Raw genomic sequence first — 26,021 nt, 5'->3', positions numbered from 1 at the left:
GGGCCGGGACGGCGGCCCCGGTGCGCGGGGGCCGGGACGGCGGCCCCGGTGCGCGGGGGCGGGGGCGGGGGCGGGGGCGGGGGCATCGTGGCTGGAGGCGTCGGGCTAGAGGTGCTTCGCGGCGTAGATCCGGAGGGCGTCGCGGACGAAGGCGGCCCCGGCTTCGCCGCCGTAGTTCGCCGCAAAGCGCGGATCGGAAACGTACATCTCGCCAAGGCCGGTCACGTAGCCCTTCAGGTCGCCGCCGCTGCCGGTAGCGGAGGCGGGCGTCCCGGGGATTCCGGTGAGCCACTCGACCTGCCGCCGGGCCAGCTCCTGCGCCTCGGCGCTGTCCGCCCCGACACCGGACTCCGCTGCAGCGATCCAGTCGCTGCCCAGCTGCCGGGAGCGCTGCTTCCAGGCGTCCTTTTCGGCCGGGCCCATCCCCCGCCACCAGGAATCGCCCTGCGCGTACGCGTCCTTGCCCCAGCGCTCCTCGACCTCATCCTTGTACTGGGTGTGGTCGAAGCCGTCGAACATTTTCTCCGCCATGATCTGTTCTCCTTCTCTCAGTGCTTCAATCGTCTGCCGGACCGAGGCGACCTGCCGTGACAGCCGGTCCTGTTCCTGCCGGAGCCAGTCCAGGTGCCGGCCCAGCGCCTTGACGGCATCCGGCTCGTGGCCGAGGACCTCGGCGATAGCCGGGAGCCCCAGCCCCAGGTCCCGCAGGAGCAGGATGCGCTGCAGCCGCACGAGGGAGGCCTGGTCGTAGAACCGGTAGCCGTTGTCACCGGTCCGGCTGGGTTTGAGCAGCCCGACGTCGTCGTAGTGGCGCAGTGTCCGGCTCGTGGTCCCGGCGATCCTGGCGATCTGTTGCACGGACCATTCCACGTTGCTGCCCCTTTCCGTTCCGGAACCGGCCGTTTCCGGGCCGGTAACACGATGCTAGAGCTTGACGCTACGTCAAGGTCAAGGCCCGGCGTGAACGTGGCGCTTCCGCGGGTTCGTGGGGCTTCCGCCGGGATGCCGGCGGTCTGCCGTAGCATTGGCGGTATGCACACGCAGCAGCGATTTATCAGCCCTCGGCCGCTTTCCGGCCGCACGGGCTTCTTGTCGCGCGCTTAACTGCAGCTGCCGGGGTCCGTCCGGTGCAGCGGCTGAGGGTGAAGTTCCCCCTCCCGCACTCCAGACCAAGGACCCCTCATCAAGACGTATTTGAACCCCGCCGAACTGCAATCCGCCCTCGCGCTCCGCGATTTGTCCGATCCCGGTCAGGGCCCCCACGCGATGTCCCTGCTGCTGTCGGAAGTCACCGCGGCGCTGGAAAACCTCTGGGGCCTGGGCGTTGAGACGCACCGGCTCAGCCCCCTCGTCGCCACCGCCGACAATTACGACCGCCTGGGCTACTCCCCCGACGACGTCACGCGCGACTCGCGCTATTCCCGCCATGTCAGCCCCACGGTGATGCTGCGGAGCCACACCTCGGCGGGTGTTCCGGCCCTGCTGGACTCGCTGCGCCAGGAAACGGGCCACTACGACCGGCTGCATGCGCTGCCCGGCCTGGTGTACCGGCGGGACTCGATCGACCGCACCCATGTCGGCGCCCCGCACCAGCTGGATCTGTGGCGGCTCAAGGCGCGCGGCCTGCTGGGTTCCGCCGAGCTGGACCGGATGATGGCGGCCGTCGTGGAGGCCGTGCTGCCGGCCGCCCTGCACCCGGACGTCCAGTGGCGCGCAACCCCGGCAAACCACCACTACACGGACACCGGCAGGCAGCTCGACGTGCTCGTCCGCCAGCCGGACGGCAGCCGGGAATGGCTGGAACTGGCCGAATGCGGCCACGTCGCCGCCCAGGTCCTTCGCGGCTCCGGGCTCGATCCCCGCCGCTGGGCCGGCCTCGCCCTGGGACTGGGGCTGGACCGTGCCCTGATGCTGCGCAAAGGCATCCGGGACATCCGGCTCCTGCGCGCGGAGAACCCCGAGATCCAGGCCCAGCTGCTGGACCTGCACCCCTACCGGCCCGTGTCGGTGATGCCGGGCGTCAGACGGGATCTGTCCCTCGTGCTCGGCTCCCCGGCGGAAGCCGACGTCGAACTGCTGGGTGACCGCGCACGGACGGCCCTCGGGGCGGAGTCCGAGGTGCTGGCCGCGCTGGAAATTCGGGCCGTCACCCCGGTGTCGGAGCTTCCGCCGGCCGCCGCCGAACGGCTCCGGCTCGTTCCGGGCCAGGTGAACGTGCTGCTGCGGCTGGTGCTGCAGCCGCTGGACCGGACGCTGACCGACGGGGAGGCCAACGTCCTGCGCGACCGCGTGTACCTTGCCCTGCACCGGGGCCAGGTGCTCGAGCTGATCTCCGGGTAGGGCCGCGGGGCCGCTGTGGGCCGGCAGCCGGGGAATCAGCTGGCGGCCGCAGCGGCGGTAAGTTGGAGGCATGCTTTTCCTTTTCCCCGGCCCCCGGCGTGCCCGGACCATCCGGCGCACCACCCAGCCCTTCCGGCACACGGCCCGGCCCATCCGGCGCGCTGCGCGGGGCCTCGCGGCGGGCGCCGCCGTCGTCCTGGCCGCCGCCGCGTGCTCCCCGGCCGGTTCCATCGAGTCGGCCGATGTGCCGGCGTGGCAGGCGACGGCGCTTCCCTCGGCCGCGGGGGCGGTGGTCGAGGATGCGGGAAAGATCCTCAACCAGGATCCGATCGTCAAGACCGCACCCGGGATCGGGGCAGGCAGTTACGTCCTGACCATCACCTGTGAGGGCGGCGGCAAGGCCTTCTTCGATGTCTCCCTGGACGGCGCCAGGCTGACCGAGGCCGGCGCGGCCTGTAACGGCAGCCGCGAAACGGCACGCATCAAAGTCCCGGCTGCGGGCACGCTTCAGATCAGCGCCTCCAGCGTGGATGCACCGCTCATCTACGCCTACCACGTGGTGCCTGCGGCGTAGCAGCCTTCCCTCGACACGGCAGCGGGCGGGACTTGTGTTCGAAAACCCCGCCGCTAGGCTCGGTGCATGGTTGCTACTGGGGGTACGCGCCGGCCGGTCCGGGCCGCACTGTTGCTGGCGGTGGCCACCGCTGCCGCGGCGTTGGCCGGATGTGAAGTCGCGGACGACGTCGGACTCCCACCGGACGCAGCCGCGCCGTCCGCCCGGTCCTACCCGGCCAGGGCGCCGCTGCCCACCCGGGACCCGGAACTCGTTGCCGCCGAAGCCCGCAACCTGCTGGAGCTTGAGGCCGTGCTTGGCTCACCGGAGGGTCTTCTCTTCGGCGGATCGGGCGGGATTGGCGGCACCAGCAGCGGAGGACTCGGGACGTCGGGCATTATCACCCGGGCCGGCCAATACAAGGTCACCGCAGCCTGCGTCGGGGCACCCGATGCGCACCTGTCCGTCACCCAGGGCGCGCGCCAGGGCGGCACGCTCCTGGAGCGAAACCTCGACTGCGGCGAGGTGACGGAAGCGCTGATCGACCTGGTCCCAGGGACGGCATCGGCTCACCTCATCCGGTATGGCGGCGGCGTCCCCGGGCCCGGAACCGGCGCCGTTGCAGGGGTCCGGATCAGCTTCGACGAGTCGGGGCAGTAGGCACCGGCGCAGCGCTGCTTTCGGCCGCCGTTGGACTCTGGCGCCCGGGCAGGGGCGGGGTTAAAGTCGGGATATGCCCACTGTTCCGGTGTCGAGCGTGGCCCGGGCTCGCACGGCAACCGCCGTGGGACTCTCGTGGATGCTGGCCATGGCCCTGGCGCTGGCCGGTTGCGCCTACGAATACGCCGACGGTTCTGCAAGCGGGACGGAGTCCCCATCCGCCCCGGCGATGACCGATGCGGCGCTGCCGCGGGACCCGTCGACGCGGTGGCCCGTCTCCGGGGCCGAGCTGGATGCGTGGCTGGCGCAGGTGCTCCCCGCCACCGAGGGCCAGGTCTTCCACACCGGCTACGGCACCCTGGAGGCAGACGAGGTACGGGCGGAGGCCACCGCCCCGATGCCCAGTGGGACCTACTCGCTGACCCTCGCCTGCCGGAGCCCGCGGCGGGTCTCCTTCACTGTCGGCCACGATAACAAGGAGCTGGTGGCCCTGGACCTGCGCTGCAGGACCTCACGCGTGAACGTGGTGTATCTTCCCGCGGGCTCGGTGCTCACCATCACAGTGGAAGCCAACGCCGGAGCCAACTTCGCCTACCGGGTGAGCCGCATCTGACCCCCCGGTCTGCAGACTCGGCCGGCAGGGCATCAGGGCATCAGGGCATCAGGGCATCAGGGCATCAGGGCATCAGGGGCCACAGGACCCTAGGCCGCGCAGCCGTCCGGGCAGCGCAGCGTCTCCGGGCTGGCGGCGCAGTCTGAGCAGTAGAGCGTGAGCGTACGGCAGGACAGGTTGGAGCAGTTCTCGAATTTGCTCGTCGGCGCGGAGCAGCGGACGCAGGCGCCGATGGTCTTCGCGTCCTCGCTGAACTCAAGGTGCATGCGCTTGTCGAACACGTAGAGGGAGCCCTCCCAGAGCCCCTGGTCCTTGAAGGTTTCGCCGTAGCGGACGATCCCGCCGTCGAGCTGGTAGACCTCCTTGAAGCCGCGGTTCACCATCAGGCTGGACAGCACCTCGCAGCGGATGCCGCCGGTGCAGTACGTGACGACCGGCTTGTCCTTGAGCGCGTCGTATTTGCCGGAGTCGAGTTCCTTGATGAAGTCGTGGGTGGTAGCCACGTCCGGGACTACCGCGTCCTTGAATTTGCCGATCTGGGCCTCGAAGCCGTTGCGGCCGTCGAAGAACACGACTTCCTCACCGGCCTCCTTCCGCGCCGCCACGAGTTCGTGCAGTTCCTCGGGTTTGAGGTGCGTGCCGCCGCCGACGACGCCGCCGGCATCGACCCGGAGCTCTCCGGGGGCGCCGAAGGACACAATCTCGTCGCGGACTTTGACGCTCAGCCGGGGGAAATCCGCGGCGCCGCCTTCGGACCACTTCACGTCGATACCGTGGAAGCCCTTGTATTCGCGCGTGGTCTTCAGGTACTGCTTGACCGCGTTCAGCTCACCGCCGACGGTCGCATTGATGCCGTCCTTGGAGATGATGATCCGGCCGGTCAGGCCGAGTTTCTCGCCGAGCGCACGCTGCCAGAGCCGGACGGCGTCCGGGTCCGGGAGAGGGGTAAAGCCGTAAAAGAGCACAATTCTGTTCAAAGCCACGTTTTAAGGGTACTGGGTGGACTGAAAGCCACGGGCGGGCGCCTGGCCGCGCGGGAGCCCGTTGTGCGGACGCGTGGCAGCAGTCCGGCGTCCGCCCGGCCGGCACCGGCACGAAGGTCCGGTCACATTTACGTAAGCAAGACCTGTTCCCGGACCCGGCCCCTGTTACTTGTGGCGGGGCTGGAATACGCTCATCACATGAGTCTTGAGGCCATGGTTGAAGACACCACTCATCTGCTGGAAATCTGGGTCACCGGCTGGGCCGGCTGCCGGGGATATGAGACACGCAGGGAGGGCCGCTTCCCGGCGGCTTTCAGGGCGGACACCACCCACGAATGGGAGTACTTCGCCCATGATCCCTCCGATGCGGAGTTCGCGGCGCTGGCCGCAGCCACCGCGGAGGTACCCCCGAGGGTCCTCACGATCCTCACGAATGACGTTGCGCGGTACCACTTCCTGGCCCAGCAATCCGGACTCAATGTCACGTCCGCCTCGCAGACGATGATGATCGTGGACATGGAGACCCAGGACGCCGAGGATCCCTGGCTTCCGGATGATGATCTCAGATGGGTTCCGTCACGTATCGACGGTGTCCACCATGCCGTGGTCTATGCCGAGGATGAGGTGGCGGCCAGCGGCCGCATGTTCGTGGTGGGCCACACCGCAATCTTCGACAAGATCGTCACCGAGCCCGGGTACCAGCGCCGGGGCCTGGGCAGCTTCATCATGCGCGCCCTCGCCGCCCAGGCCTTCGAGCACGACGTCGAAACCGGGCTGTTGCTCGCTTCACTCGACGGGCAGAAGCTGTACTCGCACCTCGGCTGGACCACGGTGAGCCGTGTGCTGATGCTCTCCGCCTCGGACGAGGGAGCGGACCTGTCCGTGGGCTGAGGCCTGGGCCGGCGGGTCACGCGCCCCGGACGATTTGAGGCCGGGTGAAAGAATGTACGAGTGAACCCACATGAGTCCCTGATTCCGTTGCTGGGCCGCGGCCCGGACCCGGAACAGCTCCGTCATGTGCGCACCATTCCCGCCCGCCAGGCCGTGCACGCGCCCTGGCCCGGGTGGACCCACCCCGATCTGGTGAAGGCCTACGGTTCGCTGGCCATCCACGAGCCCTACCGCCACCAGATCCAGGCCGCCGACCTCGCCCACGCCGGCGAGCACGTGGTGATCGCCACCGGCACCGCCTCCGGCAAATCGCTGGCCTACCAGCTGCCGGCGCTGGACGCGATCCACCGCTCCGAACTGCGGGTCCTCGCCGATCCCGGCAAAATCCACGACGACGGCGCCGTCACCCTGTATCTGTCCCCCACCAAAGCCCTGGCTGCCGGCCAGCTGGCGGCGATCCGGGCGCTGAAGCTCCCCACCGTCCGGGCCGAGACTTACGACGGCGACACCGACCCCGCGTCCCGCCGCTGGATCCGGGACCACGCGAACTTCATCCTGGCCAACCCCGACATGCTGCACTTCGGAATCCTCCCCAACCATGCCTGGTGGGCGCGGTTCTTCCGCCGTCTGCGCTATGTGATCGTGGATGAGGCCCACAGCTACCGCGGCGTCTTCGGATCCCACGTTGCCAACCTGATGCGCCGGCTGCGCCGCATCTGCGCCTACTACAACCCGGAGGGGTCCGGGCCGGTGTTTATCGCCGCCTCGGCGACGGCGTCCGAGCCCGGCACCTCCTTCGGCCGGCTCATCGGCGCTCCGGTCCGGGCCGTGTCCGAGGACTCCTCGCCGCACGGCTCCACGACCGTGGCGTTCTGGGAGCCTGCCCTGACCGAGCTCCGCGGCGAGAACGGCGCCAAGGAACGGCGCACGGCCGTCGCGGAAACCGCGGACCTGTTGGCCAATCTGGTCTCTTCACGGGTGCGGACCATCGCGTTCATCAAGTCCCGGCGCGGCGCCGAGACCATTGCCTCCATCACCAAACGCCTCCTCGACGAGGTTGATCCCAGCCTGCCACAGCGGGTCGCGGCCTACCGCTCGGGCTACCTGCCGGAGGAGCGCCGTGCCCTGGAGAAGTCGCTGCGCTCCGGGGAGCTGCTGGGAGTCTCCAGCACCTCGGCCCTGGAACTGGGGATCGACATCTCCGGCCTCGACGCCGTGCTCGTGGCCGGCTGGCCGGGAACCCGCGCGTCGTTGTTCCAGCAGATCGGCCGGGCCGGTCGGGCCGGGCAGGATGCCATTGCCGCTTTCGTCGCGAGCGATGACCCGCTGGACACCTATCTGGTGAACCACCCCGAGGCGATCTTCGACGTCTCGGTGGAGGCCACCGTCTTTGATCCCTCCAATCCCTATGTGCTCGGTCCCCACCTGTGTGCCGCCGCCGCCGAACTGCCGCTGGGGTCTGCGGAGCTGGATCTGTTTGGTGCCACATCCGAGAAGTTGCTGGACCAGCTGGTGGCCCAGGGATACCTGCGCCGCCGCCCCGCGGGGTGGTTCTGGACCCACCCGCAAAGCGCCGCGGCCATGGTGAACCTGAGGGCCGACGGCGGCGGCCCAGTGAGCATCGTAGACGCCGACACGGGATCCTTGCTCGGGACCATGGATTCCCCGCAGACGCATTACCAGGCCCACACGGGCGCGATCTATGTCCATCAGGGCGAGAGCTACGTGGTGGAGGACCTGAACGAGGACGATCATTGTGTGGTGGTGCGCCGGGCGAACCCGGACTACTACACCACCGCACGGGACGTGACCCAGATCGAGGTACTCGAAACGCAGCGAACCACCCAATGGGGCGACGTGGCCGTGCACTTCGGGGATGTGAAAGTCACAACGCAGGTGGTCTCCTTCCAGCGCAAGGCGCTGATTTCCAATGAGATTCTCGGGGAGGAGCCGCTGCAGCTGGGTGCCCGGGACCTGTTCACCAAGGCGGTGTGGTTTGTCATGGACAACCGCTCGCTGACCGGCGCCGGCCTGATCGAGGCTCAGTTCCCGGGTGCCCTGCACGCCGCGGAGCACGCGGCCATCGGCCTCCTGCCGCTGGTGGCCTCCAGCGACCGCTGGGACATCGGCGGGGTGTCCACGGCCATTCACGCCGACACCGGGGTGCCGACCATCTTTGTGTACGACGGCCACCCAGGCGGGGCAGGCTTCGCCGAGCGCGGCTACGACAAGGCACGGGTCTGGCTTGCCGCCACCCGCGACGCGATCAAGGCCTGCGAATGCGAGTCCGGCTGCCCGTCCTGCGTGCAGTCGCCCAAGTGCGGCAACAAGAACAATCCCCTCGACAAGGACGCCGCAGTGACCCTCATCGACGTGCTGCTCCAGGACGCGACAGACCAGATGCGCACGGGGCAACCCGAACACGCAGCGACACCGCTGCAGGCGTAGCCGCGGCCGCCCCAGGTGACCGCTCACGGCGGCGGCCCCGCCCTGGCCAGACCGGTGGCCGCACCCAGGGGCGTGCGGGCAGCGAGTTCCGTCCGGACCTGGACCGTGTAGCCGGCGCCTTCCGCACAGCTCAGGACCCGGGCGCCGTTCCGGTGTGCCACGTCCACGGCGACGGCGCAGGGCTCCCCCGGAGCGATTCCCCGGGCAGCATCCGCGGCGGCGAGGGCCGCCAGGTCCGCGGCGGCCGCCGCCCGGGACGCCATCGCGGCCGACTGGGCCAGGAGTGCGAGCAGGACCGCGGCGAGCACGACCAGCAGCCCCAGCCCCAGCGCCAGGACGGTGCCGGCGCCACGCTCCCCGGGCTCCCCGGGCTCGGGACACTCCGGGAGTTCCGGGAGTTCCGGGGGCCAGCCCGACGCGCCAGACGCGCCCGGATGGTCCGGAGGCTCGACCGGGAGTCTGCTGCGGCTGCGAGGCCGGCTCATGCAGCCAGGCTCTGCAGCTGATGGCCCCAGGTCGGAGGAACCCGGGCCGCGGCCGAAGGCCCCGACGTTTCGCCCCGGGTCCAGGCGCGGGCCGTGAGCGTCCAGGGCAGGAGCGAGCCAACGGCGCCCGGAACCTTGCCGGACACTGTGACGCTGAGCCACCCACCGTCGGACGCCACCGCCGACGCTGCTGAGGCACCCGCGAGCCTGCGGACGATCACGTCCACGGCGGCGGCATCCTCGCCCCGTGCCAGGGCCCTGGCACCCGCCCGGGCCGCTTCCTCCAGCCGCAGCTGGGTGATTCCCGCCGCTGAGCCGGCCAGCAGCAGGGCGAGCAGGACCAGGACGGCGGGCAGCGCCACCGCGAATTCGGCGGTTACGGCGCCGCGGCACTGGCCCGCTCCCTTCCTCCACCGGTGGCGCCGTGCGGCCGGCGGGAACGACGCTGCCCCTTTCGCTCTCCCGCCAGGACAACCGGAACTCATGGCAAGGCGAGCGCCGTACGGATGAGGTTCAACAGGAAACCCCGGACTTCGTCGCTGCGCATGATGAACACCAGGATGCCGGCAAACCCCACGGCGGCGAGCGTGGCAATGGCGTACTCGGCCGTCGCCATTCCTGTCTCCGAGCCGAACAGCCTCCGCAGCCATGGCAGCCTTCCCGACTTTCGCCCCCTGAGCGGGTCGGCGGTACTGGCTCCCGGATAGATTTCGTGGATCTCGGCGCTCTCCGCCTCCGGATGGACTTCTTGCGCCTCGCGGGTTCCGGCGGACGCAACGGGATGGAGTGACATGGTTTTTCCTTTCCTTGGGTTCCGGCGGGACAGCCGGCTGTTCTTAGACTCTTCCGGCTGGGACCGCGACCCGTAAGGCGTTCCCCCAGCCAAGTGGAAAACTGACGCCTCACGCGGTCTGTGGAGGAAGGGCGCCACTGCCGCCGCCTTTCCACCACCAGGGTCAGCCCGGCAGCAGCGCCAGCAGCACCGGCACGACACCCAGGCAGATGAAGGCCGGCAGTGAACACAAGCCGAGCGGCACCACGAGCTTCACGCCGAGGGCTGCGGCCTGTTTCTCCGCAGTCCGGAACCGCTCGTGCCGCAGGCGAGCCGCCTGGGCGTAGAGGATTGCCGACGACGGGGCGCCGGTGAGCGCGGCAAACCCCAGCGCATCGCGCACGGCAAGGAGTTCCGGCGTCCGGACGTCGGAACTGCCCCAGGCGGTGTCCCAATCGGCGCCAACGGCGAGTGCCGCGACCACCGGCCGCAGCGGGCCACGGACTTCGGGCGCTGCCAAGTCGGCGACGAGCGCCAGGGCACGGCCGAGTCCGGCCCCCGCTTCGAGCATCGCACCGATTAGTTCCAGCAGCATTGCCGCATCACCCAGACCTGGTCCGCGGGCTTGATCGGCCGGCTCACTGCTGCGTTCTGAACTGCCGGTGTTTCCGGCGTCCGGGGCGGGCAGCGTCTGGCGCCGGAGTCTCCGCCTGGCGATGCCACGGTCCGAACACGCGGTCACGGCCGCGGCTGCCAGCACCGCAAGCAACGCAAGACCCGCGGCGTCCGCTGTCACGGCCGAGGCCCCTCTGCCGCTCGGACGAGCCGTGACGACCAGATCCGGCCCGCCGCGGTGAGGGCGAGGCCGGCCGCGAGCGCCGCCACCCCCAGCGGGGTTACCAGCAGCACCGCGACCGGGTCCACCCCCAGCAGCACACCCAGGCCCAGACCCAGGAACGGAAGCCAGGTCAGCAGCCGGACGGTAGCACGGGGCCCGGCCAACGCCGTCTGCCGGGCTGCCTCGGCGTCGTCCTCGGCCTCAAGCTGCGCGGCGAAGCGCGTTAGCACGTCCGCCAGCGGGCAGCCGCTGGCCTCGGCAACGTCAATACACGCGGCGAGCTGGAACCAGATGTGGCGCGCCCGGACGCCCTCGCCGGGACCGCTTCCCCAGGCGTTCCCGGGCTCCGTTCCGCCGGGCCTGTCCGCAGCGGAGCGGATCGCCGCTCCGACCGGTGACCCGCGCACCGCGGCGGCGCGGGCCGCGGCAAGCATCCGCCCCGAACCCGGGGCGAGCCCCAGGCTGCGGCCGGCAGCTCCTGCCCCGGACCCGGGTGGGGGCGCGGCGGGACCGCCCCCATGCAGGAGCCACAGTTCGTCCCACAACCGCGCGGGGCTGCGGCCACCCTTGAGCAAAGCCGCCATCTGCTGCACGAGCAGAGTCATCGAAACCGTCGGGGCGCTCCGTCGCCGCCATCGGGCCATTACACCCGCCCCCGCAGGAGAACCCGCTGCCGGACTGCCCCGTGCGCCGGCCAGCGCCGCGCGAATCCGGCGGCGCGGGGCTCCCGCTGGGAAGAGAGCCAAGATCATGGCGAGGGCCAGCACTCCGGCCAGCAGGGCGGTCATGCAGGCTCCACCAGGGACGGGTCGACTCCGAGGCGGACCGCCAGCCGCGGCCACGCCGGCCCACTGCGGACGACACCGGCGCCAATGTCCAGTGCGGAGCCGACCACCAAGCCCGCCGGGCTGTCTTCAAGCACTCCGACGCAGGCCACGGTCCGCCCGTTGTTCATCCGTACCACGTGGATTACGGCGTCGAGGGCGCTGGCGGCCTGCAGCCGGACGGCGTCCTGGCCCATCCCGGCGAGCGCACCCAGCGCGGTAAGCCGAGCCGGCACGTCGGCCGCGGTGTTGGCGTGGATGGTTCCGCCGCCCCCGCTGTGTCCGGTGTTCATGGCAGCCAGCAGTTCACGCACTTCGGCACCCCTGCACTCCCCCACCACCAGCCGGTCCGGCCGCATCCGCAGGGACTGCCGCACGAGCTCGCCCAAATCCACGGCGCCGCCGCCTTCGAGGTTGCCGTGCCGCGCCTCCAGCGAGACGACGTGCGGGTGAACCGGGTTCAGTTCCGCGGCATCCTCAATCAGGACCAGCCGCTCGCCGGACGGACACAGGCCGAGGAGCGTGGCGAGCAGTGTTGTTTTCCCCGACCCGGTGGCGCCGCTGATCAAGAAACTCAGGCGCCGTTCCACGATCCGCTCCAGCACGGTCTGCACCACGGCCCCGAACATTCCGTTCCGGCGCAGCTCGGACATCGAGAACACCCGTTCACGCCGGATCCTGATGCTCAGGAGCGTCCCCGCGGTGGAGATCGGCGGTAGGACGGCATGGACCCGGTACCCGCCGTCGAGCCGGACATCAACGCAGGGGGAACCGTCGTCCAAACGCCGCCCGCCGGCCGACACGAGCCGGGCTGCCAGTGCCCGGACCTGCGGTTCACCGGAGAACGCGACCGGCGCCCTTTCGAGTCCGCCGCCGCGATCCAGCCAGACGGAGCCCGGTCCGTTGACGAAGATATCTGTCACGGCCGGGTCCCGGACCAGGGCCTGCAGGGGCCCGAGGCCGTTCAGTTCCGCGCTGATCCCCTCAACCGCGGCCAGGGCTCCGGCGGTCCCCAGCAGGCGTCCGCTCGCCTGCACGGCGGCCGCCACGCGGGACGGGGTCACCGGCCCGGCGTCGGACATCACGGATTCGCGGACGGACTCCAGCAGCCGCGCGTCCACCGAGGCCCGGCCCGACTGCCGGTAGCGCGGGCCTCCCGGGCCGGCACCGGCGTCCGGGGGCCCGGGTGCCGAGTGGGCGCTCATCCGGTGGCTCCAACGCCGAAATCAAGAACCACGCCGGCGAACCGCCGGACATTGCGCTGGCGTCCGGTGTCCAGCAGACGCCCCAGTTCCGTGGCGGCCGCGGCGCGCCTGACGTCCGGCATGATCCCGGCCAGGGGCAACCCGACGGACTCGGCTATCAGCTCTGCGTCCAGCGAGGCCCCGGGTTTGCCGCGCACCACCAGCACCGTCTCCACCGCAGGGAGGTCCTGCAGGAGCCGGGCCGTGGCCACAGCCGCCCGCAGCAGCGCCGGGGCAACGACAATGATCCGGTCGCAGTCCCAGGCGAAAGTCCGCAGCGCTTCCGGGCCCCTGCCAATGTCCACGAGGACCAGTTCGAAGCCGCGCCTGGCGGCGTCAAGCACCCCGGCCACGACCGCCTGCTCCACGCCGCTGTGGCGCTCCTTGTTCCCGGGCCACGACAGGAAGGGGAATCCCCCGGCCAGGGGCAGCGAGTCGGCGAGCTGGCGGGGATCGATCGTGCCGCTGGCATCGGCCAGATCCGGCCAGCGAAGACCGGGCGTTTCCTCCGCGGCGAGCGCCAGCTCCAGGCCCCCGCCCCATGGGTCACCGTCCACCAGCAGAACACGCAGACCTTCCCGGGAGGCAGCATGAGCCAGCCAGACAGCTGCCGTGCTGGCTCCGGCGCCGCCGCAACCGCCGACAATCCCGAGGACGAGTCCGCCGGATTCGGGAGCGCGGGAGCGGCTGAGGTACTCGGCGAGCCAGGACGCGGCCTCGGGCAGCACGGCGACGCGTTCGGCACCGATGGCGGCGGCCAGGTGCCACAGGCTGTCGCCGTCACCGGTGAGGCCAACGAGCACGGCCGGCGAACGTCCCCGCGGCGGCAAGTCGCGGATGTCGCTGCCGAGCAGCACCACCGCGGCAGTGTCCCAGAAGGGCGCCGCTTCCCGAATGTTCGCCACCGTGCGCAGCTGGCCGCCGGACGCCGCCACAATGCGTTCCACTTCCCCGCGCAACACCCCGAACCCCGTCACGAGCAGCGTCTCCGCCGACCCGTCGGGCACCCACGGCGCGGCACCGGCCCCGGTGCCCGGCCCAGTGCGTGATGCAGTGCCTGGTCCGGCCCCGGGGCCCCGCGGGCGGCCTGCCCCGGGTCCTGCCCCGGGTCCGGTGCCGGGTCCGGTGCCGGACCCGGCGCCGGACGCTGCTAGCTGGTGCCTGCTCATGCGCCCACTCTTCCCGGCCCCGGAACCGGCCATAACCCGCGCCGGCCGCTATGTGGACAAGCCAGGTCGCCAGGGCAGGTGCACGGGGCACTCCGCACCGCAGGGCAGAATTGACCCTATGTACCTGCTGCTCGCCGCCCACGCCGACGGCGCAGCCCTGCAGGAACTCACCGCGGACGGCGCTCCGCACCCGGCCACACCGGAACCGCGGACCGTGAGCGCCGCCGAGCTGGCCGGCGTCGTGCGTGGCCTCGAAAAGCGCCGGCCGCGCTGGATCTGGCACCGCACCCAGGACTGGTACCCCGCCCTGCTCGCGGCCGGGGTGGAGCTGGAACGCTGTTACGACCTCACGTTGTGCGGCGCGATCCTGGCCCATTCGGAGTTCACCGCCCACACCGCGTATGCGCAGGACGCGGAGAAACTGGTCCAGGACGATGAGCTGCAGCCGCCGCCACGCGCCCTGCAGCCGCCTCCGCCGCCGGCTGACCAAGGCGCCCTGTTCGATGATCCCGGCCTGCGCAAGACTCCCCGCCACAGCCCCGAGGACCTCCGGACCGAATACGCCGCCCAGCAGGAAGCGCTCGGTCAGGCGGGCGGGACCGGCGTCGAACGCCAGAGCGACAACCGCAAGCAGCGCCTCCAGCTGTTGCTCGCGGCCGAGTCCGCCGGGGCCATGATCGCGGCGGAAATGCAGTACACCGGGGTGCCGTGGCGGGAGGAACTGCACGAGCAGATTCTGGCGGACTACCTTGGCCCCCGGCCTCCCGTGGGCCATCGTCCGGCCAAGCTGGAGGCCCTCACCGCGGAGTTGCGGCAGCTGCTGAATTCCCCCTCGCTGAACCCGGACTCCCCGCAGGAGCTCATGCGTGCCCTGCACCGGAACGGCATCGAAGTGAAGACCACCCGGCAGTGGGAACTGAAGGAATCCAGCCACCCGGCGATCGAGCCGCTGCTGGCCTTCAAGAAACTCTCCCGTCTGCACGCCGCCAACGGCTGGGCCTGGCTGGATGCCTGGGTGAAGGACGGCCGGTTCCAGCCGGAGTACGTGGTCGGCGGCGTCGTTTCCGGGCGCTGGGCCTCCCGCGGTGGCGGGGCGCTGCAGATTCCGCGCCAGATCCGTGGCGCCGTCCACGCCGATCCGGGCCACAAGCTGATCGTCGCCGACGCCTCCCAGCTGGAGCCCCGGGTGCTCGTGGCGCTCGCGCAGGATTCCAAGATGGCCGAGGCCGCGCGGGACAAGGACCTGTACGCCGGCATCGCCGCGCAGGGTTTCGGCGGGGACCGTGCCAAAGCCAAGGTAGCGCTGCTCGGGGCGATCTACGGGGCCACCACCGGCGAGTCTGGGCGCCTGATGCCGCAGCTGACCCGCACCTACCCGCGCGCCGTGGGCTTCGTGGAGCAGGCAGCCCGCGAGGGCGAGGCCGGCAGGACGGTCACCTCCCGGCTGGGCCGCAGCAGCCCGCCGCCGTCCGAGGGCTGGCTGCAGAGCCAGCAGTCGACCAGCGCCGAGGAACAGCGCCGGGCGGATTCGATCGCCCGTTCGCGGGGCCGGTTCACCCGCAACTTCGTTGTCCAGGGTTCCGCGGCGGACTGGGCGGCCTGCTGGCTGGCCGAACTGCGACGCAGGCTCCGCGCCATCCGCGCGGACGGCGGCCCCGCCGGGGAACTGGTCTTCTTCCTGCATGACGAGGTCATGGTCCACTGCCCCGAGGCCGCGGTCGCCGACTGCATCCGGGCCATCGAGGAAGCCGCGAACGCGGCCAAGGAACTGCTGTTCGGCAGGATCCCGGTGGAATTCCCGGTCAGCATCGCGGTCGTGGACTCCTACGACAACGCCAAATAATCACGCGGGGCCGCCCGCCGTAACTTACCCGTCGGTAGAATTGTGCACCGTGTGTGACGCCAGTTACCCTCGAAAGAGCCGGTCATTGATCCGACAATCCGCCGGCTATGCAACGACGCATATTATTGGGAGGCAGCACTTTGGCTGGCATTTTTGAGATCGCCGAGGCCGGCGGGAAGAAGTATTTCTTCAAGCTGACAGCATCCGACGGCACGGTGGTCGCCGTTTCACCACTGTTCAACACGATCAAGGGCGCAGCCGCGGGCATCAACGCCGTGCGGGAGAATGCCGCCACCGGGCTGATCGTCGACAAGTCCCAGCCCCGCAGCAAGTCTGTTCCCCCAAAGGTCACCACGGGCCACGGGGCCAGGCTGGCGCCCAGCTAGGGTCCGCCTCAGCCGTCGAGCCTGCTCCACGTGTCGACGTCGAGCAGGCTCGTGCGGTCCCAGGGCACCGCCCACCCCAGCTGGTCGAAGAGCTGGTTGAGAATCATCCCGGTGAAGCCCCAGACCACGACCTCGTTGACGGTAAACGCGGGGCTCTGGAACGTCTGTCCCACCCGGGTCACCGTCGCCATGACGCGGTTGTCCGGATCCAGCAGGTCCCGGACCGGAACCCGGAAGACCTGGGCGGACTCGCCGTAATCCACCACCCGCACGGGCGACTGGGACGCCCACCAGCCCAGGACCGGGGTGACCAGGAAGTTCCCGCGGGGAAGAGCCAGTTCCGGCATCACACCGAGGACCTCGACCCCGGCCGGATCCAGGCCGGTTTCCTCTTCCGCTTCCCGCAGGGCGGCGCCGACCACGGATTCACCCGGGTCGATGCCGCCGCCCGGGAACGCAACCTGGCCCGGATGATCATCCAGGGTCTGGGCGCGCTGCAGCAGGAGGACATCGAGATCGGCCGGCGCGAGCTGCTTGACCGAGCTCGCCGGGACGTTGTCGAGGGAGCCGAAGAGCATCAGCACCGCCGCCCGGCGGACCCGTTCGCCGGGCTCGACGACGAGTTCCCGCCAGCGCGGGTCGGCGGACGGCGCGGTGCCGGCCTCCACCGCGGCGACCAGATCGATGAGGTCCTGGCGGGCCGTCACAGCGGCTTCCTCTGGGAATCCATCCGGATTTCGGCGGCACGGTGCGTCTCTGCGAGGAGCTTCGAGAGCAGCTCCTCCTGCCCCGGGGCCAGCTCGTACTTCAGCAGCTTCTTCGCCTTCTCCGGGTCCGTCTCCCCCATCCCGTAGCTCGGGCACCAGTTCGCGACGGCGCAGGCGCCGCAGGCCGGCTTGCGGGAATGGCACACGCGCCGGCCGTGGAACACCACCCGGTGCGAGAGCATGGTCCAGTCCCGGGGCTCGAATAGTTCCGCGACGTCGAACTCGATCCGTACCGGGTCCTCGGACTCGGTCCAGCCGAACCGCCGGGCGAGTCGGCCGAAATGGGTGTCCACCGTGATTCCGGGGACGCCGAACGCGTTGCCGAGCACCACATTCGCGGTTTTCCGCCCGACGCCGGGCAGCGTCACCAGGTCATCCAGCCGGCCCGGCACCTCGCCGTCGTACTCATCCACGAGCCGGTTGCACAGCGCCATCAGGTTCCGGGTCTTGGCGCGGAAGAACCCGGTCGGCTTGATGATGGCCTCCAGCTCGGCCGGGTCCGCTTCCGCCATGCTCCGCGCGTCCGGGTACCGGGCGAACAGCAGGGGCGTGATCTGGTTGACCGTGACGTCGGTGGTCTGCGCCGACAGCACCGTGGCCACCACCAGCTCGAACGGGCTGCGGAAGTCGAGTTCCGCGTGGGCGTAGGGATACTGTTCCGCCAGGGCCTTGTTGATCCGGCGGGCGCGCCGCTTCAATCCCAGCAGTGACTCCCCCGCGGCCCGAAGGGCGCCGGCGCGCTTCGGGCGCCCGCCCTTCGGGCCCGCGCCCTTGGTGCCCGCGCCCTTGGTGCCGGGACTCTTCGGTCCCGCGCTTGCGGGGTCGGCCCCGGCGCTGCCGCGCACAGGATTGCTGGACTCGCTGGACACGGGGGCTGGCTAACCGCGTTCGATGTTGCTGAGGTCGCGGAGCACGCCCACACGGCCATCGGTGTGCTGGACCAGGAACTCGTGGCCCCGGTCCTCCAGGGCGAGCACCCAGCCGCCGGGTTCGATTACGAAGGCTGCGACGCCGCTGTGCTCGTCCACGGCGGTGCGGGGCTGGGCGACGGCGAACCAGAAGGCCTCGTGGACGACCTGGACCTCATGTTCCTCGGGGCGGCTTGCCGGGTCGACGGTGGCACCGATCGGTTCCTGCTGGCGCACCTGCGGGTTCACCGTGGTGGGGGCACTGTTGCCTGACGTGATGGGGACCTCGGCGGCCCGGGTTTCCTCGGCCTCCGACGTGGCCCGGACTTCCTTGGGCTGCTGTTCCGCAGGGGCCGTGGCGCCAGGGGTCGCGACGGCGGCCTGGGTCTGCTCGGCCGCGGACGGCTTCGTTGCGGTCGCGGCGGGCACAACGCCCGCGACCTGGGTTTCCGGGGAGCTGACGACCGGGGTGGGCGTGGCGGCCCGGGCAGGCGCTTCCTGGGCCGGTGCTCCCTGGGCCGCGGCCGGCGTCGCGGCCGCGGGGCGGACGGCAGCAGTGCCGCCGGTTGCCGGGCCCGAAGTTGCTGCGCCCGTTGCGGCGGCTGTTCCGGCTGCTCCGGCAGCGCCGGCGGCAGTGGCGCCGGAGGCGCCGGACAGCTTGCCCGGCGTCATCCGTTTCGCCCAGCCGGCGACGGCGCTGGTGCCGGCGGCCTTCGGGGCGGTCTCGTCCTTGGCCTCTTTCGGCGCCTTGGGGGCACGCGGCTTGCGGACGGGGACCGCCGACTCGCGGGCCACGATATGGGCGGGGATTTCTGCGCGGTCCAGGAAGTCCCCGGCGAAGATGGGAATCAGGCGGCCCAGCACGGTGGCCGCGAAGAGCCCGAGGGCGCCGACGAGGGCCAGCAGCATGCTCGGGACATAGGCGCCCGCGACGGCCAGGAAGAAGAACGCGACAGCGAAGGATGCCACCACAGAGCCGAACTGGTCCACCGACAGGGAGCCGATGCGGATCTTCGTTCCGGGGCTGACCCGGCGCCCAACAAACAGTGCGGTAACAATCACCGGCAGCAGGATCCCGAGGCCCAGGAAGAACAGGCTGCCCAGGTTCCATAGGTTGTAGCGGACGGCAAACATCGGGATCAACGAGGCCACAAAGAGAATCAGTGTCGAGCCGAACACCGCGAGATCACGGATGGTGAACGGGCCTAGGACCGCCTGGTTCTTCCTGCCGGCCGTCTTCCCGCTCGCCTTGTCCACCGTGAAACGGGGTGCTTCCCCGAAGCCGCCGGTCCGGTCCGCGCCGCCGTTGCCCTGGCTTTGGGCGGGCGGCTTGAGCTGCCCGTTTGTTTGCTCGTTCATTCGGTTCTCCTTAGCATGGCGGCACTCTGGGCAGCGCCGCCTAACGGCAGGCCATGCCGGGACCGCGAGCGGTCCCGTCGCCTCCATCGGATGTCACAATTCCATCTCAGCCTAGTCAAGTGGCTCGCCGATCACTAGCTGACAAGCCGGGGACGGCGGTAGGAAACCGTGCCGCACCGAGGCCGCTGAGGCCGCCGGACCTCCATTCGTCGCATAACAAACACCGCTCACGGTTCACTGTGTGACGCGGCCCACGTTGGGGACGGCGTAGGCGTTATTGTGTATTTCGGAACAGCTCTTTGCGGCACGCCCGTGACCAGCCGACGCCCGATGACGCGCAAGCGGCCCGGCGCTGCGGCGGAACGGGTGTCCCCGCGCAGCACGGATCGATGAATGATGAGGTTCACCATGTCCCAGCAGACCCCCGGCTCTACGACAACGCAGTCGCCCCAAGGCGACGCCTTCGAAAACCTGTCGCAGGAGAACCGCAAGTTCGCCCCCTCCCCCGAGTTCGCCGCCAACGCGGTGGTCACCGCCGCGGATTATGCCGAGGCCGACGCCGACCGGCCCGCCTTCTGGGCGAAGCAGGCCCGCGAGCTGCTGAGCTGGAGCAAAGACTTCAGCCAGGCCCTGGACTGGTCCACGCCGCCCTTCGCCAAGTGGTTCGTCGGGGGCGAGATCAACGCGGCCTACAACGCGCTGGATCGCCACGTCGAGGCCGGCCACGGGGACCGCGTCGCCATCTACTTCGAGGGCGAACCGGGCGATACCCGCAGCTACACGTACGCCCAGCTCACCGACGAGGTCAAGCGGGCCGCCAACGCCTTCGAGTCCCTCGGCGTCGCCAAGGGCGACCGCGTGGCCGTCTACCTGCCGATGATTCCCGAGGCCGTCATCACGCTGCTGGCCTGCGCCCGGATCGGCGCCATCCACTCCGTGGTGTTCGGCGGTTTCTCCGCCGAGGCGCTCCGCTCCAGGATCGACGACGCCGAAGCCAAGCTGGTCGTCACCGCGGACGGCACCTACCGCCGCGGCAAGCCCAGCGCGCTCAAGCCCGCCGTCGACGAGGCCCTGTCCGGCGAGGGCCACACCGTGCAGAACGTCGTCGTCGTCAAGCGCAATGGCCAGGACGTCGACTGGCACGACGGCCGCGACCACTGGTGGGAGGACACGGTCGGGACCGCCTCCGGCGAGCACACCGCCGTCGGGCATGACGCGGAGCACCCGCTCTTCATCCTGTACACCTCCGGCACCACCGGCAAGCCCAAGGGCATCCTGCACACCACCGGCGGCTACCTCGCCCAGGGCGCCTACACGCACAAGGCCGTCTTCGACCTGAAGCCGGAAACCGATGTCTACTGGTGCACGGCCGACGTCGGCTGGATCACCGGGCACTCCTACGTCGCCTACGCCCCGCTCATCAATGGCGCCACCCAGGTCATTTACGAAGGCACCCCGGACTCCCCGCACCAGGGCCGCTGGTGGGAGATCGTGGAGAAGTACAAGGTCTCCATCCTCTACACCGCCCCCACCGCCATCCGGACGTTCATGAAGTGGGGCAAGGAGATCCCGGCGAAGTCGGACCTCTCCTCGATCCGCGTCCTGGGCTCCGTCGGGGAACCCATCAACCCCGAAGCGTGGATGTGGTACCGCGAGGTCATCGGCGGCAACGCCGGCAAGAACGGGGAGCGCAAGGAAAACCCGGCCCCGATCGTGGACACCTGGTGGCAGACCGAAACCGGCGCGCAGATGATCGCGCCGCTGCCCGGCGTCACAGCCACCAAGCCCGGCTCCGCCCAGGTCCCGCTTCCCGGCATCGCCGTGGATGTCGTGGACGAACTCGGCGAGTCCGTGCCCAACGGCCACGGCGGGTTCCTGGTGATCCGCGAACCCTGGCCGGCCATGCTGCGCGGCATCTGGGGCGACCCGGAGCGCTTCAAGGAAACCTACTGGTCCCGCTTCGAGACCATGTACTTCGCCGGGGACGGCGCCAAGAAGGACGACGACGGCGACATCTGGCTGCTCGGCCGGGTCGATGACGTGATGAACATTTCCGGCCACCGGCTCTCCACCGCCGAGATCGAGTCCGCCCTGGTCTCCCACCCGGCAGTGGCGGAGGCCGCCGTCGTGGGCGCCGCGGACGAAACCACCGGCCAGTCGGTCGTCGCCTTCGTCATCCTCCGCGGGGATGCCGTGGACACCGGGGACGCGATCGTCCAGGAGCTCCGGAACCACGTCAGCAAGGAGATCGGGCCGATCGCCAAGCCCAAGATCATCCTCGTGGTGCCCGAACTGCCCAAGACGCGTTCGGGCAAGATCATGCGCCGCCTGCTCAAGGACGTCGCCGAAGGCCGCGAAGTCGGCGACGCCTCCACCCTGGCCGACAACACCGTGATGGCCCAGATCGCGCAGTCGCTGAGAAAGTGAGCAGGCACCCGCTCCGGGCCGGCCAAGGCAGGACATCGCAGCGATGACGGATGCGTGTGACGTCCTGGTGGTCGGCGCCGGCCTGGCCGGGCTGCAGTGCGCCCGGGAGCTGCAGGCCGCCGGGCGCGAGGTGCAGGTGTGGGAGGCCTCGGACGATGTCGGTGGCCGGATCCGGACCGACCGGGTCGACGGCTTCCTGGTGGACCGCGGGTTTCAGGTGCTGAATCCCGTCTACCCGGCGGTCCGCCGCTGGGTCGACGTCGAGGCCCTGGCGCTCCAGGCATTCGGCGCGGGCCTCCGGGTCCGCCGCCAGGACACCCTCGCCGTCCTCGCCCATCCCGTGCGCGAGCCCGGCCTGATCCTGCAGACCCTGCGCAGCGGGCTGCTGCACCCGCGGTCTGCCGCGGGGCTGCTGCGGTGGGCCGCTCCGGCGTTCGCCGGCCATCGGCGGCATCCCGGCAGCGACGCTCCGCTGCGGCGGGCCCTGGACCGGGCCGGAGCCACGGGCGAGCTCCGCCGGGCCGTGGACCAGTTCCTCGCCGGGGTCCTGCTGGAAGACGAGGGCAGCACTTCCAACGACTTCGCGCTGCAGCTGGTGCGGGTCTTTGCGGCCGGGGTGCCAGGGCTGCCGCGCGATGGTATGCAGGCCCTCCCCCGGCAGCTGGCGGACACCCTTACCACCCCGGTCCGCACGTCGACCCGGGTGGAGTCGATCACTCCGGACGGGGACGCGGCCCTGGTCACCGCCTCGGATTCCCGGCTCCGGGCCCGCCACGTGGTCCTCGCCGCTGATCCGGTCAACGCCGCCAGGCTGTCCGGCGGCGCCGTGCCAGCCATGAAGGGAGTGCTTACGCACTGGTTCGCTGCCGACGCGGCCCCCACTGGGGTGGACATGCTCCACGTCGATGGCCGCGCGCACCCGGGCGGGCCGCTGGTCAACGCGGCCGTCATCTCCAACGCGGCACCGAGCTACGCCCCCGCCGGGCGGCATCTGATTCAGACCTCCGCACTGCTGGGCCCGGGCCGGCCGGTCCCAACGGACGACGACGTCCTCCGCCACGCGGCGGACCTTTTCGGCTCCTCCACGTCCGGCTGGGAGCTGGTGGCGAGGCATGAAGTTCCGCAGGCCCTGCCCCAGCAGCCGCCGCCGCTGCGGTTCGGGCAGCCGATGGAGGACAGGTCCGGGCTGGTCATCTGCGGGGACCACCGGGAGACGGCGTCCATAAACGGTGCGCTCGTCAGCGGCCACCGCGCCGCCCTCGCCATTCTCGGACGGCCCCGGTGACCCTCTCCGTATCGCGCCGGATCGCCGCGTCCGCGGAGGATGTCTGGGCGCTGCTCACGGACACCGGGACGTGGCCGGTCTGGGGGCCCTCGATCACCGGCGTGGAGCCGGCCGCGGCCGGAATCCCCGCCGGGCCACCGGCCGGACCATCGGCCGGCCCGGCAGCCGGTCCCGCAGCCGGGGGGCTGGCGCCGGGCAGCCGCGGCAGGGTCCGCACCGTCCTGGGCGCGGCGCTGCCGTACACCGTGACGGCGTTTGAGCCCGGACGCTACTGGGCCTGGTCCGTCGCGGGGATCCCGGCCACCGGCCACCGCGTCGTTCCGCGGGACGGCGGCTGCCTCGTCACGTTCACGGTCCCGTGGTGGGCACCGGCCTACCTTCCGGTGTGCGCCGTGGCGCTGCGCCGGATTGAGCGGCTCGCGACGCGCTAGGGATTCGCGCCGCCGCCGCTCAACCCGGGACCTCAGCCGCCGGAGCAGGCCCGGACCAGGACCACCTCGAAGCTGGTTGCCGCGGGGGTGGCGAATTTCGCGTTGACCAGGGCGAGGGTATTGCCGAACAGCGCCGCCGTCGTCGGGACGTCGAAGTTCTTGCTGGTGATGACCTCCTGCACCTCGCCCCTGCGCAGCGAGCCGTTCAGCTCGATCCGGCTGACCTGGTTGCTGAAGTTCTGCACGGCCCAGAGGATGTTCTCACGGAAAACGATGCCGTCGACGTTCGGCACGGTGACCGGGGCCCCGGAGGAGCCGGTGACCTCGATCAGCCGGTTCGATCCGTCGTCCGGGTCCACGCTGTACAGGGCAGCACGGCCCGTGTGGGCGACGATCAGCCGATCGTCGGCGGCGGCGATGCCGTTGAGGTTGAACCCCTCATCCACAGTGCCGGCGGGCGCGTCCAGCGCCAGCGTCCGGGCCTCGCCCGGTGTCCCGTCGCGGTCGATCGGGACCCGGTAGAGCTCACCGGCGCGGGAGTTGGTGAACCACGCGCCGTCGGGGGTCAGGGCGACGTCGTTGATGAAACTGGCACCGGCCGGCGCCAGATCGTAGACCTTCACGGTTTTCTTCGTCTCCAGGTCATAGACATAGGCCTGGCCGGTGCCACCGCCGGCGACGAAGAGCAGGTCGTTATCCCGGTCGACCTTCATACCCACGGCTGCCCGGCCCTCCGGCGCCGTGATGAACAGTTTTGCCGTGCCTTTGTCGATGTCTCCCCGGAAGATGTTCCCGTTGGGCAGGTCGCCGGCGAAAAACGTGCGGCCCTCCCCCGCGGCAATGCCTTCAGAGCCGGTGGCGCCGGGGAGCCTGATCACCGCGGTCCGGTCGTCCCGGTCCGCTCGGGCGGCGGTGGCCAGGGGCGCCGGCACGAGGAACGCCGCAAGGGCGAGGATGCCCATGGCGGCCCGGCGGATTGATTTTCCTGCATGAATGTTGCGCATGATGTGCTCCGAAATCGGGCTTTCCGCGCGGGCTGACCGGTACGGGAAAACTCCGCACGATGGTCCTTTCAGTTTAGGCAGGCGGGCCGGTGCGGGCCAGAGCCGGCGGGCCGGTCCACCCTTTCCCGGGTTGGTCATCCGGGGGCCGTTTCCGCCGCCGGGGCGGCGGCCCGCAACGCAACGCGATACATTGGCAGGCATGAGCGAAGCCACCCCCGCCGGCGCCGGCCGCGGCACCATCCTGGTCCTCAACGGACCCAACCTGAACCTGCTCGGCACCCGCGAGCCCGAGAAATACGGTACCGCCACCCTGGCCGACGTCGAACAGCTCGCCAAGGACACCGGCGCGGCGCACGGTCTCGACGTCGAGTGCTTCCAGTCGAACCATGAGGGTGCCCTGGTGGACGCCATCCATGCCGCCCGCGGCAAGGCCGTCGGCATCGTCATCAACGCCGGCGCGTACACGCACACCTCGGTCGCCATCCGGGACGCCATCTCCGCGGTGCAGCTGCCCGCCGTCGAGGTCCACATCACGAACGTCCACGCCCGCGAGGCGTTCCGGCACCATTCCTACCTCTCGGACATCAGCAAGGCCGTGATCGCCGGGGCAGGGATCCTGGGCTACCGGTTCGCCGTCGAGTACCTGGCCGGGCTGCAGGCCAGCCGGGGCTGAGCATGTCCCCCGTTGATCCCGGCAGTACCGGCTCTCGTTCCGGGACACCGGCCGCCGGTCATCCGGGCAGTGCGGAGTCCGCCACGGCGCAGTGGTACCGGCACTTCGGCACCGTCGACGCGCCTGGCAACTCCGACTGCTACGCCGAATGGTCGGTGGGCATCGCGGAGGACCCGGAGCTGCTCCGGCGGATCGACGAGTGGCCGTACAACAAGCGCCAGCCGCTGCTGATGCTCGCGGCCGCCCGCTTCCTCGGCGCGCGGATCAGCCCCTACCCGGACTTCCGGGAGTTCCTGGACGCACACTGGGACGACGTCTCGCGGATCGTGCTCAGCCGCGCCACCCAGACGAATGAGGCCGGGCGCTGCGCCACCCTGCTGCCGTCCCTGGCGCAGATCGCCGCCGCCGGCGGACGCCCGCTCGCGCTCCTCGAGGTCGGGGCCTCGGCCGGGCTCGCCCTTTATCCGGACCGCTACGGCTATGAGTACGACGCCGGTCCCGGGCTCACGCGGCTGGCCCCGGTCGGCGCCGCCCCCGGAAGTTACCCGGTCCTGGGTTGCGCCGTCACCGGGCCGGTCCCGCTCCCGGCGGAACTCCCGCAGGTGGTGTGGCGGGCCGGGATCGACCTTAATCCGATCGATGTCAGGAACCCCGACGACGTCGCCTGGCTCGAAGCGCTGATCTGGCCCGAGCAGGACTTCCGCCGCGAACGGCTGCGCCGGGCGATCGCGATCGCCCAGACGGAGCCGCCCCTCCTCGTGGCTGGTGACCTCAACGACCAGCTCCCTGCCCTGGCGGCGCGGGCGCCGTCGGACGCCACGCTGGTGGTCTTCCACAGCGCCGTAATGGCCTACCTCGACGCGGAGGCGCGGGACCGGTTCCGGGCCGCCATGGCGCGGCTCGCCGTCGAACGCGGCTGCCATTGGCTGTCCAACGAAGGGCACACTGTGATCATTCAGGCGGACGGCTCCAGCGTGGTCCCCGAAATGGACGAGGCCCGGCTCCGCGGCCGCTTCCTGCTGCTGCACAACGGCAAGCCCGCGGCGATCACCGGCCCACACGGCCAGAGCCTGGAATGGCTTTAGCGGGCTGAGGCCCGGACTTCGGCTGCGGCCGCT

26 protein-coding genes are annotated in these 26,021 nt (G+C 70.6%); 13 read left to right on the top strand and 13 right to left on the bottom strand.

What is annotated here, in order from left to right; genetic code table 11:
* Positions 1-105 precede the first annotated feature (105 nt).
* The gene (locus ACZYZ5_RS19765; RefSeq protein WP_463904016.1) at positions 106-870 is read right to left on the bottom strand and encodes a MerR family transcriptional regulator; all 765 of its coding nucleotides are present in this window, start codon (positions 868-870) and stop codon (positions 106-108) included.
* A gap of 324 nt (positions 871-1,194) precedes the next feature.
* Here ACZYZ5_RS19765 and srmL point away from each other — a divergent pair, with 324 nt between their 5' ends.
* The 4 genes from srmL to ACZYZ5_RS19745 all read left to right on the top strand — a co-directional run bounded on the left by srmL (position 1,195) and on the right by ACZYZ5_RS19745 (position 4,166).
* On the top strand, positions 1,195-2,340 hold the full coding sequence (srmL, locus tag ACZYZ5_RS19760) for a PheS-related mystery ligase SrmL (RefSeq protein ID WP_463904015.1): 1,146 nt from the start codon (positions 1,195-1,197) through the stop codon (positions 2,338-2,340).
* 70 nt (positions 2,341-2,410) lie between these two features.
* Positions 2,411-2,914: a DUF6023 family protein gene (locus ACZYZ5_RS19755; protein WP_463904014.1), complete on the top strand. Its 504-nt coding sequence runs from the start codon at positions 2,411-2,413 to the stop codon at positions 2,912-2,914.
* A 66-nt stretch (positions 2,915-2,980) separates the two neighbouring features.
* Complete coding sequence (locus tag ACZYZ5_RS19750; protein WP_463904013.1) at positions 2,981-3,553, top strand: hypothetical protein; 573 nt, start codon at positions 2,981-2,983, stop codon at positions 3,551-3,553.
* A gap of 73 nt (positions 3,554-3,626) precedes the next feature.
* On the top strand, positions 3,627-4,166 hold the full coding sequence (locus ACZYZ5_RS19745; protein ID WP_463904012.1) for a DUF6023 family protein: 540 nt from the start codon (positions 3,627-3,629) through the stop codon (positions 4,164-4,166).
* Positions 4,167-4,255: 89 nt separating this feature from the next.
* Here the strand turns inward: ACZYZ5_RS19745 and trhO are convergent, their stop codons facing one another.
* On the bottom strand, positions 4,256-5,149 hold the full coding sequence (gene trhO, locus ACZYZ5_RS19740) for an oxygen-dependent tRNA uridine(34) hydroxylase TrhO (protein WP_463904010.1): 894 nt from the start codon (positions 5,147-5,149) through the stop codon (positions 4,256-4,258).
* 198 nt (positions 5,150-5,347) lie between these two features.
* Here trhO and ACZYZ5_RS19735 point away from each other — a divergent pair, with 198 nt between their 5' ends.
* Positions 5,348-6,040, top strand: coding sequence for a GNAT family N-acetyltransferase (locus ACZYZ5_RS19735; RefSeq protein WP_463904009.1), 693 nt, complete (start codon positions 5,348-5,350; stop codon positions 6,038-6,040).
* 60 nt (positions 6,041-6,100) lie between these two features.
* Positions 6,101-8,488 (top strand): DEAD/DEAH box helicase, encoded by a 2,388-nt coding sequence (locus ACZYZ5_RS19730; protein WP_463904007.1) that lies wholly within the window; start codon positions 6,101-6,103, stop codon positions 8,486-8,488.
* A gap of 23 nt (positions 8,489-8,511) precedes the next feature.
* On the opposite strand, the gene ACZYZ5_RS19725 is transcribed toward ACZYZ5_RS19730, so the two are convergent.
* From ACZYZ5_RS19725 to ssd, 7 genes are all read right to left on the bottom strand, one after another.
* Complete coding sequence (locus ACZYZ5_RS19725) at positions 8,512-8,973, bottom strand: Rv3654c family TadE-like protein (protein ID WP_463904006.1); 462 nt, start codon at positions 8,971-8,973, stop codon at positions 8,512-8,514.
* On the bottom strand, positions 8,970-9,458 hold the full coding sequence (locus ACZYZ5_RS19720; RefSeq protein WP_463904005.1) for a TadE family type IV pilus minor pilin: 489 nt from the start codon (positions 9,456-9,458) through the stop codon (positions 8,970-8,972). The genes ACZYZ5_RS19725 and ACZYZ5_RS19720 overlap by 4 nt, the downstream gene beginning before the upstream one ends.
* Positions 9,455-9,766: a DUF4244 domain-containing protein gene (locus tag ACZYZ5_RS19715; protein ID WP_463904003.1), complete on the bottom strand. Its 312-nt coding sequence runs from the start codon at positions 9,764-9,766 to the stop codon at positions 9,455-9,457. Before ACZYZ5_RS19715 ends, ACZYZ5_RS19720 begins: the two co-directional genes overlap by 4 nt.
* Positions 9,767-9,929: 163 nt before the next feature.
* The gene (locus tag ACZYZ5_RS19710; RefSeq protein WP_463904001.1) at positions 9,930-10,541 is read right to left on the bottom strand and encodes a type II secretion system F family protein; all 612 of its coding nucleotides are present in this window, start codon (positions 10,539-10,541) and stop codon (positions 9,930-9,932) included.
* Positions 10,538-11,371 carry a hypothetical protein gene (locus ACZYZ5_RS19705; RefSeq protein ID WP_463904000.1) on the bottom strand — a complete coding sequence of 278 codons (834 nt, stop codon included), beginning with the start codon at positions 11,369-11,371 and terminating at the stop codon, positions 10,538-10,540. Before ACZYZ5_RS19705 ends, ACZYZ5_RS19710 begins: the two co-directional genes overlap by 4 nt.
* Positions 11,368-12,612, bottom strand: coding sequence for a TadA family conjugal transfer-associated ATPase (locus tag ACZYZ5_RS19700; protein WP_463903999.1), 1,245 nt, complete (start codon positions 12,610-12,612; stop codon positions 11,368-11,370). Before ACZYZ5_RS19700 ends, ACZYZ5_RS19705 begins: the two co-directional genes overlap by 4 nt.
* Positions 12,609-13,820 carry a septum site-determining protein Ssd gene (ssd, locus tag ACZYZ5_RS19695; RefSeq protein WP_463903997.1) on the bottom strand — a complete coding sequence of 404 codons (1,212 nt, stop codon included), beginning with the start codon at positions 13,818-13,820 and terminating at the stop codon, positions 12,609-12,611. The genes ACZYZ5_RS19700 and ssd overlap by 4 nt, the downstream gene beginning before the upstream one ends.
* Before the next feature lie 118 nt (positions 13,821-13,938).
* On the opposite strand from ssd, the gene ACZYZ5_RS19690 reads away from it, so the two are divergent.
* Together ACZYZ5_RS19690 and ACZYZ5_RS19685 are read left to right on the top strand one after the other, a co-directional pair.
* A complete protein-coding gene (locus ACZYZ5_RS19690; protein ID WP_463903996.1) occupies positions 13,939-15,663 on the top strand; it encodes a bifunctional 3'-5' exonuclease/DNA polymerase in 1,725 nt (574 codons plus the stop codon).
* A 140-nt stretch (positions 15,664-15,803) separates the two neighbouring features.
* Complete coding sequence (locus ACZYZ5_RS19685; RefSeq protein ID WP_463903994.1) at positions 15,804-16,049, top strand: YegP family protein; 246 nt, start codon at positions 15,804-15,806, stop codon at positions 16,047-16,049.
* 8 nt (positions 16,050-16,057) lie between these two features.
* Here ACZYZ5_RS19685 and ACZYZ5_RS19680 read toward each other — a convergent pair whose 3' ends face one another.
* From ACZYZ5_RS19680 to ACZYZ5_RS19670, 3 genes are all read right to left on the bottom strand, one after another.
* Positions 16,058-16,756 carry an NUDIX hydrolase gene (locus tag ACZYZ5_RS19680; RefSeq protein ID WP_463903993.1) on the bottom strand — a complete coding sequence of 233 codons (699 nt, stop codon included), beginning with the start codon at positions 16,754-16,756 and terminating at the stop codon, positions 16,058-16,060.
* Positions 16,753-17,523 carry an endonuclease III gene (gene nth, locus ACZYZ5_RS19675; protein ID WP_463904021.1) on the bottom strand — a complete coding sequence of 257 codons (771 nt, stop codon included), beginning with the start codon at positions 17,521-17,523 and terminating at the stop codon, positions 16,753-16,755. Before nth ends, ACZYZ5_RS19680 begins: the two co-directional genes overlap by 4 nt.
* Positions 17,524-17,694: 171 nt before the next feature.
* A complete protein-coding gene (locus ACZYZ5_RS19670) occupies positions 17,695-19,083 on the bottom strand; it encodes a hypothetical protein (RefSeq protein ID WP_463903992.1) in 1,389 nt (462 codons plus the stop codon).
* A 408-nt stretch (positions 19,084-19,491) separates the two neighbouring features.
* Between ACZYZ5_RS19670 and acs the strand changes: the two genes are divergently transcribed.
* From acs to ACZYZ5_RS19655, 3 genes are read left to right on the top strand one after another with little or no spacing between them, the layout of a single operon-like run.
* On the top strand, positions 19,492-21,510 hold the full coding sequence (gene acs, locus ACZYZ5_RS19665) for an acetate--CoA ligase (protein WP_463904019.1): 2,019 nt from the start codon (positions 19,492-19,494) through the stop codon (positions 21,508-21,510).
* A 43-nt stretch (positions 21,511-21,553) separates the two neighbouring features.
* Positions 21,554-22,795, top strand: coding sequence for an NAD(P)/FAD-dependent oxidoreductase (locus ACZYZ5_RS19660; RefSeq protein WP_463903991.1), 1,242 nt, complete (start codon positions 21,554-21,556; stop codon positions 22,793-22,795).
* Positions 22,792-23,226 carry an SRPBCC family protein gene (locus ACZYZ5_RS19655; RefSeq protein WP_463903990.1) on the top strand — a complete coding sequence of 145 codons (435 nt, stop codon included), beginning with the start codon at positions 22,792-22,794 and terminating at the stop codon, positions 23,224-23,226. The genes ACZYZ5_RS19660 and ACZYZ5_RS19655 overlap by 4 nt, the downstream gene beginning before the upstream one ends.
* 32 nt (positions 23,227-23,258) lie before the next feature.
* Here ACZYZ5_RS19655 and ACZYZ5_RS19650 read toward each other — a convergent pair whose 3' ends face one another.
* Positions 23,259-24,230, bottom strand: a complete 972-nt coding sequence (locus ACZYZ5_RS19650) for an SMP-30/gluconolactonase/LRE family protein (protein WP_463903989.1) — start codon at positions 24,228-24,230, stop codon at positions 23,259-23,261.
* A gap of 199 nt (positions 24,231-24,429) precedes the next feature.
* Between ACZYZ5_RS19650 and aroQ the strand changes: the two genes are divergently transcribed.
* Both aroQ and ACZYZ5_RS19640 read left to right on the top strand, forming a co-directional pair.
* Entirely contained in the window at positions 24,430-24,903 is a 474-nt protein-coding gene (gene aroQ / locus ACZYZ5_RS19645; protein WP_463903987.1) for a type II 3-dehydroquinate dehydratase, read from the top strand.
* A gap of 2 nt (positions 24,904-24,905) precedes the next feature.
* Positions 24,906-25,988 carry a DUF2332 domain-containing protein gene (locus ACZYZ5_RS19640; protein WP_463903985.1) on the top strand — a complete coding sequence of 361 codons (1,083 nt, stop codon included), beginning with the start codon at positions 24,906-24,908 and terminating at the stop codon, positions 25,986-25,988.
* The last annotated feature ends 33 nt before the right edge of the window (positions 25,989-26,021 follow it).

This window comes from Pseudarthrobacter ribosi, from assembly GCF_055412865.1.
Note: the sequence above shows the minus strand (reverse complement) of the source record. Positions and strands in the feature narration are given on the sequence as shown.

Bases quoted from the DNA above. Each gene is read 5' to 3' on its own strand.
- ACZYZ5_RS19670 (WP_463903992.1), bottom strand. From the start codon at position 19,083: ATGAACGAGCAAACAAACGGGCAGCTCAAGCCGCCCGCCCAAAGCCAG.
- ACZYZ5_RS19705 (WP_463904000.1), bottom strand. From the start codon at position 11,371: ATGACCGCCCTGCTGGCCGGAGTGCTGGCCCTCGCCATGATCTTGGCT.
- ACZYZ5_RS19720 (WP_463904005.1), bottom strand. From the start codon at position 9,458: ATGAGTTCCGGTTGTCCTGGCGGGAGAGCGAAAGGGGCAGCGTCGTTC.
- ssd (WP_463903997.1), bottom strand. From the start codon at position 13,820: ATGAGCAGGCACCAGCTAGCAGCGTCCGGCGCCGGGTCCGGCACCGGA.
- ACZYZ5_RS19660 (WP_463903991.1), top strand. From the start codon at position 21,554: ATGACGGATGCGTGTGACGTCCTGGTGGTCGGCGCCGGCCTGGCCGGG.
- ACZYZ5_RS19690 (WP_463903996.1), top strand. From the start codon at position 13,939: ATGTACCTGCTGCTCGCCGCCCACGCCGACGGCGCAGCCCTGCAGGAA.
- ACZYZ5_RS19750 (WP_463904013.1), top strand. From the start codon at position 2,981: ATGGTTGCTACTGGGGGTACGCGCCGGCCGGTCCGGGCCGCACTGTTG.
- ACZYZ5_RS19650 (WP_463903989.1), bottom strand. From the start codon at position 24,230: ATGCGCAACATTCATGCAGGAAAATCAATCCGCCGGGCCGCCATGGGC.
- ACZYZ5_RS19715 (WP_463904003.1), bottom strand. From the start codon at position 9,766: ATGTCACTCCATCCCGTTGCGTCCGCCGGAACCCGCGAGGCGCAAGAA.
- ACZYZ5_RS19700 (WP_463903999.1), bottom strand. From the start codon at position 12,612: ATGAGCGCCCACTCGGCACCCGGGCCCCCGGACGCCGGTGCCGGCCCG.
- aroQ (WP_463903987.1), top strand. From the start codon at position 24,430: ATGAGCGAAGCCACCCCCGCCGGCGCCGGCCGCGGCACCATCCTGGTC.
- ACZYZ5_RS19735 (WP_463904009.1), top strand. From the start codon at position 5,348: ATGAGTCTTGAGGCCATGGTTGAAGACACCACTCATCTGCTGGAAATC.
- acs (WP_463904019.1), top strand. From the start codon at position 19,492: ATGTCCCAGCAGACCCCCGGCTCTACGACAACGCAGTCGCCCCAAGGC.
- ACZYZ5_RS19755 (WP_463904014.1), top strand. From the start codon at position 2,411: ATGCTTTTCCTTTTCCCCGGCCCCCGGCGTGCCCGGACCATCCGGCGC.
- ACZYZ5_RS19725 (WP_463904006.1), bottom strand. From the start codon at position 8,973: ATGAGCCGGCCTCGCAGCCGCAGCAGACTCCCGGTCGAGCCTCCGGAC.
- ACZYZ5_RS19640 (WP_463903985.1), top strand. From the start codon at position 24,906: ATGTCCCCCGTTGATCCCGGCAGTACCGGCTCTCGTTCCGGGACACCG.
- ACZYZ5_RS19745 (WP_463904012.1), top strand. From the start codon at position 3,627: ATGCCCACTGTTCCGGTGTCGAGCGTGGCCCGGGCTCGCACGGCAACC.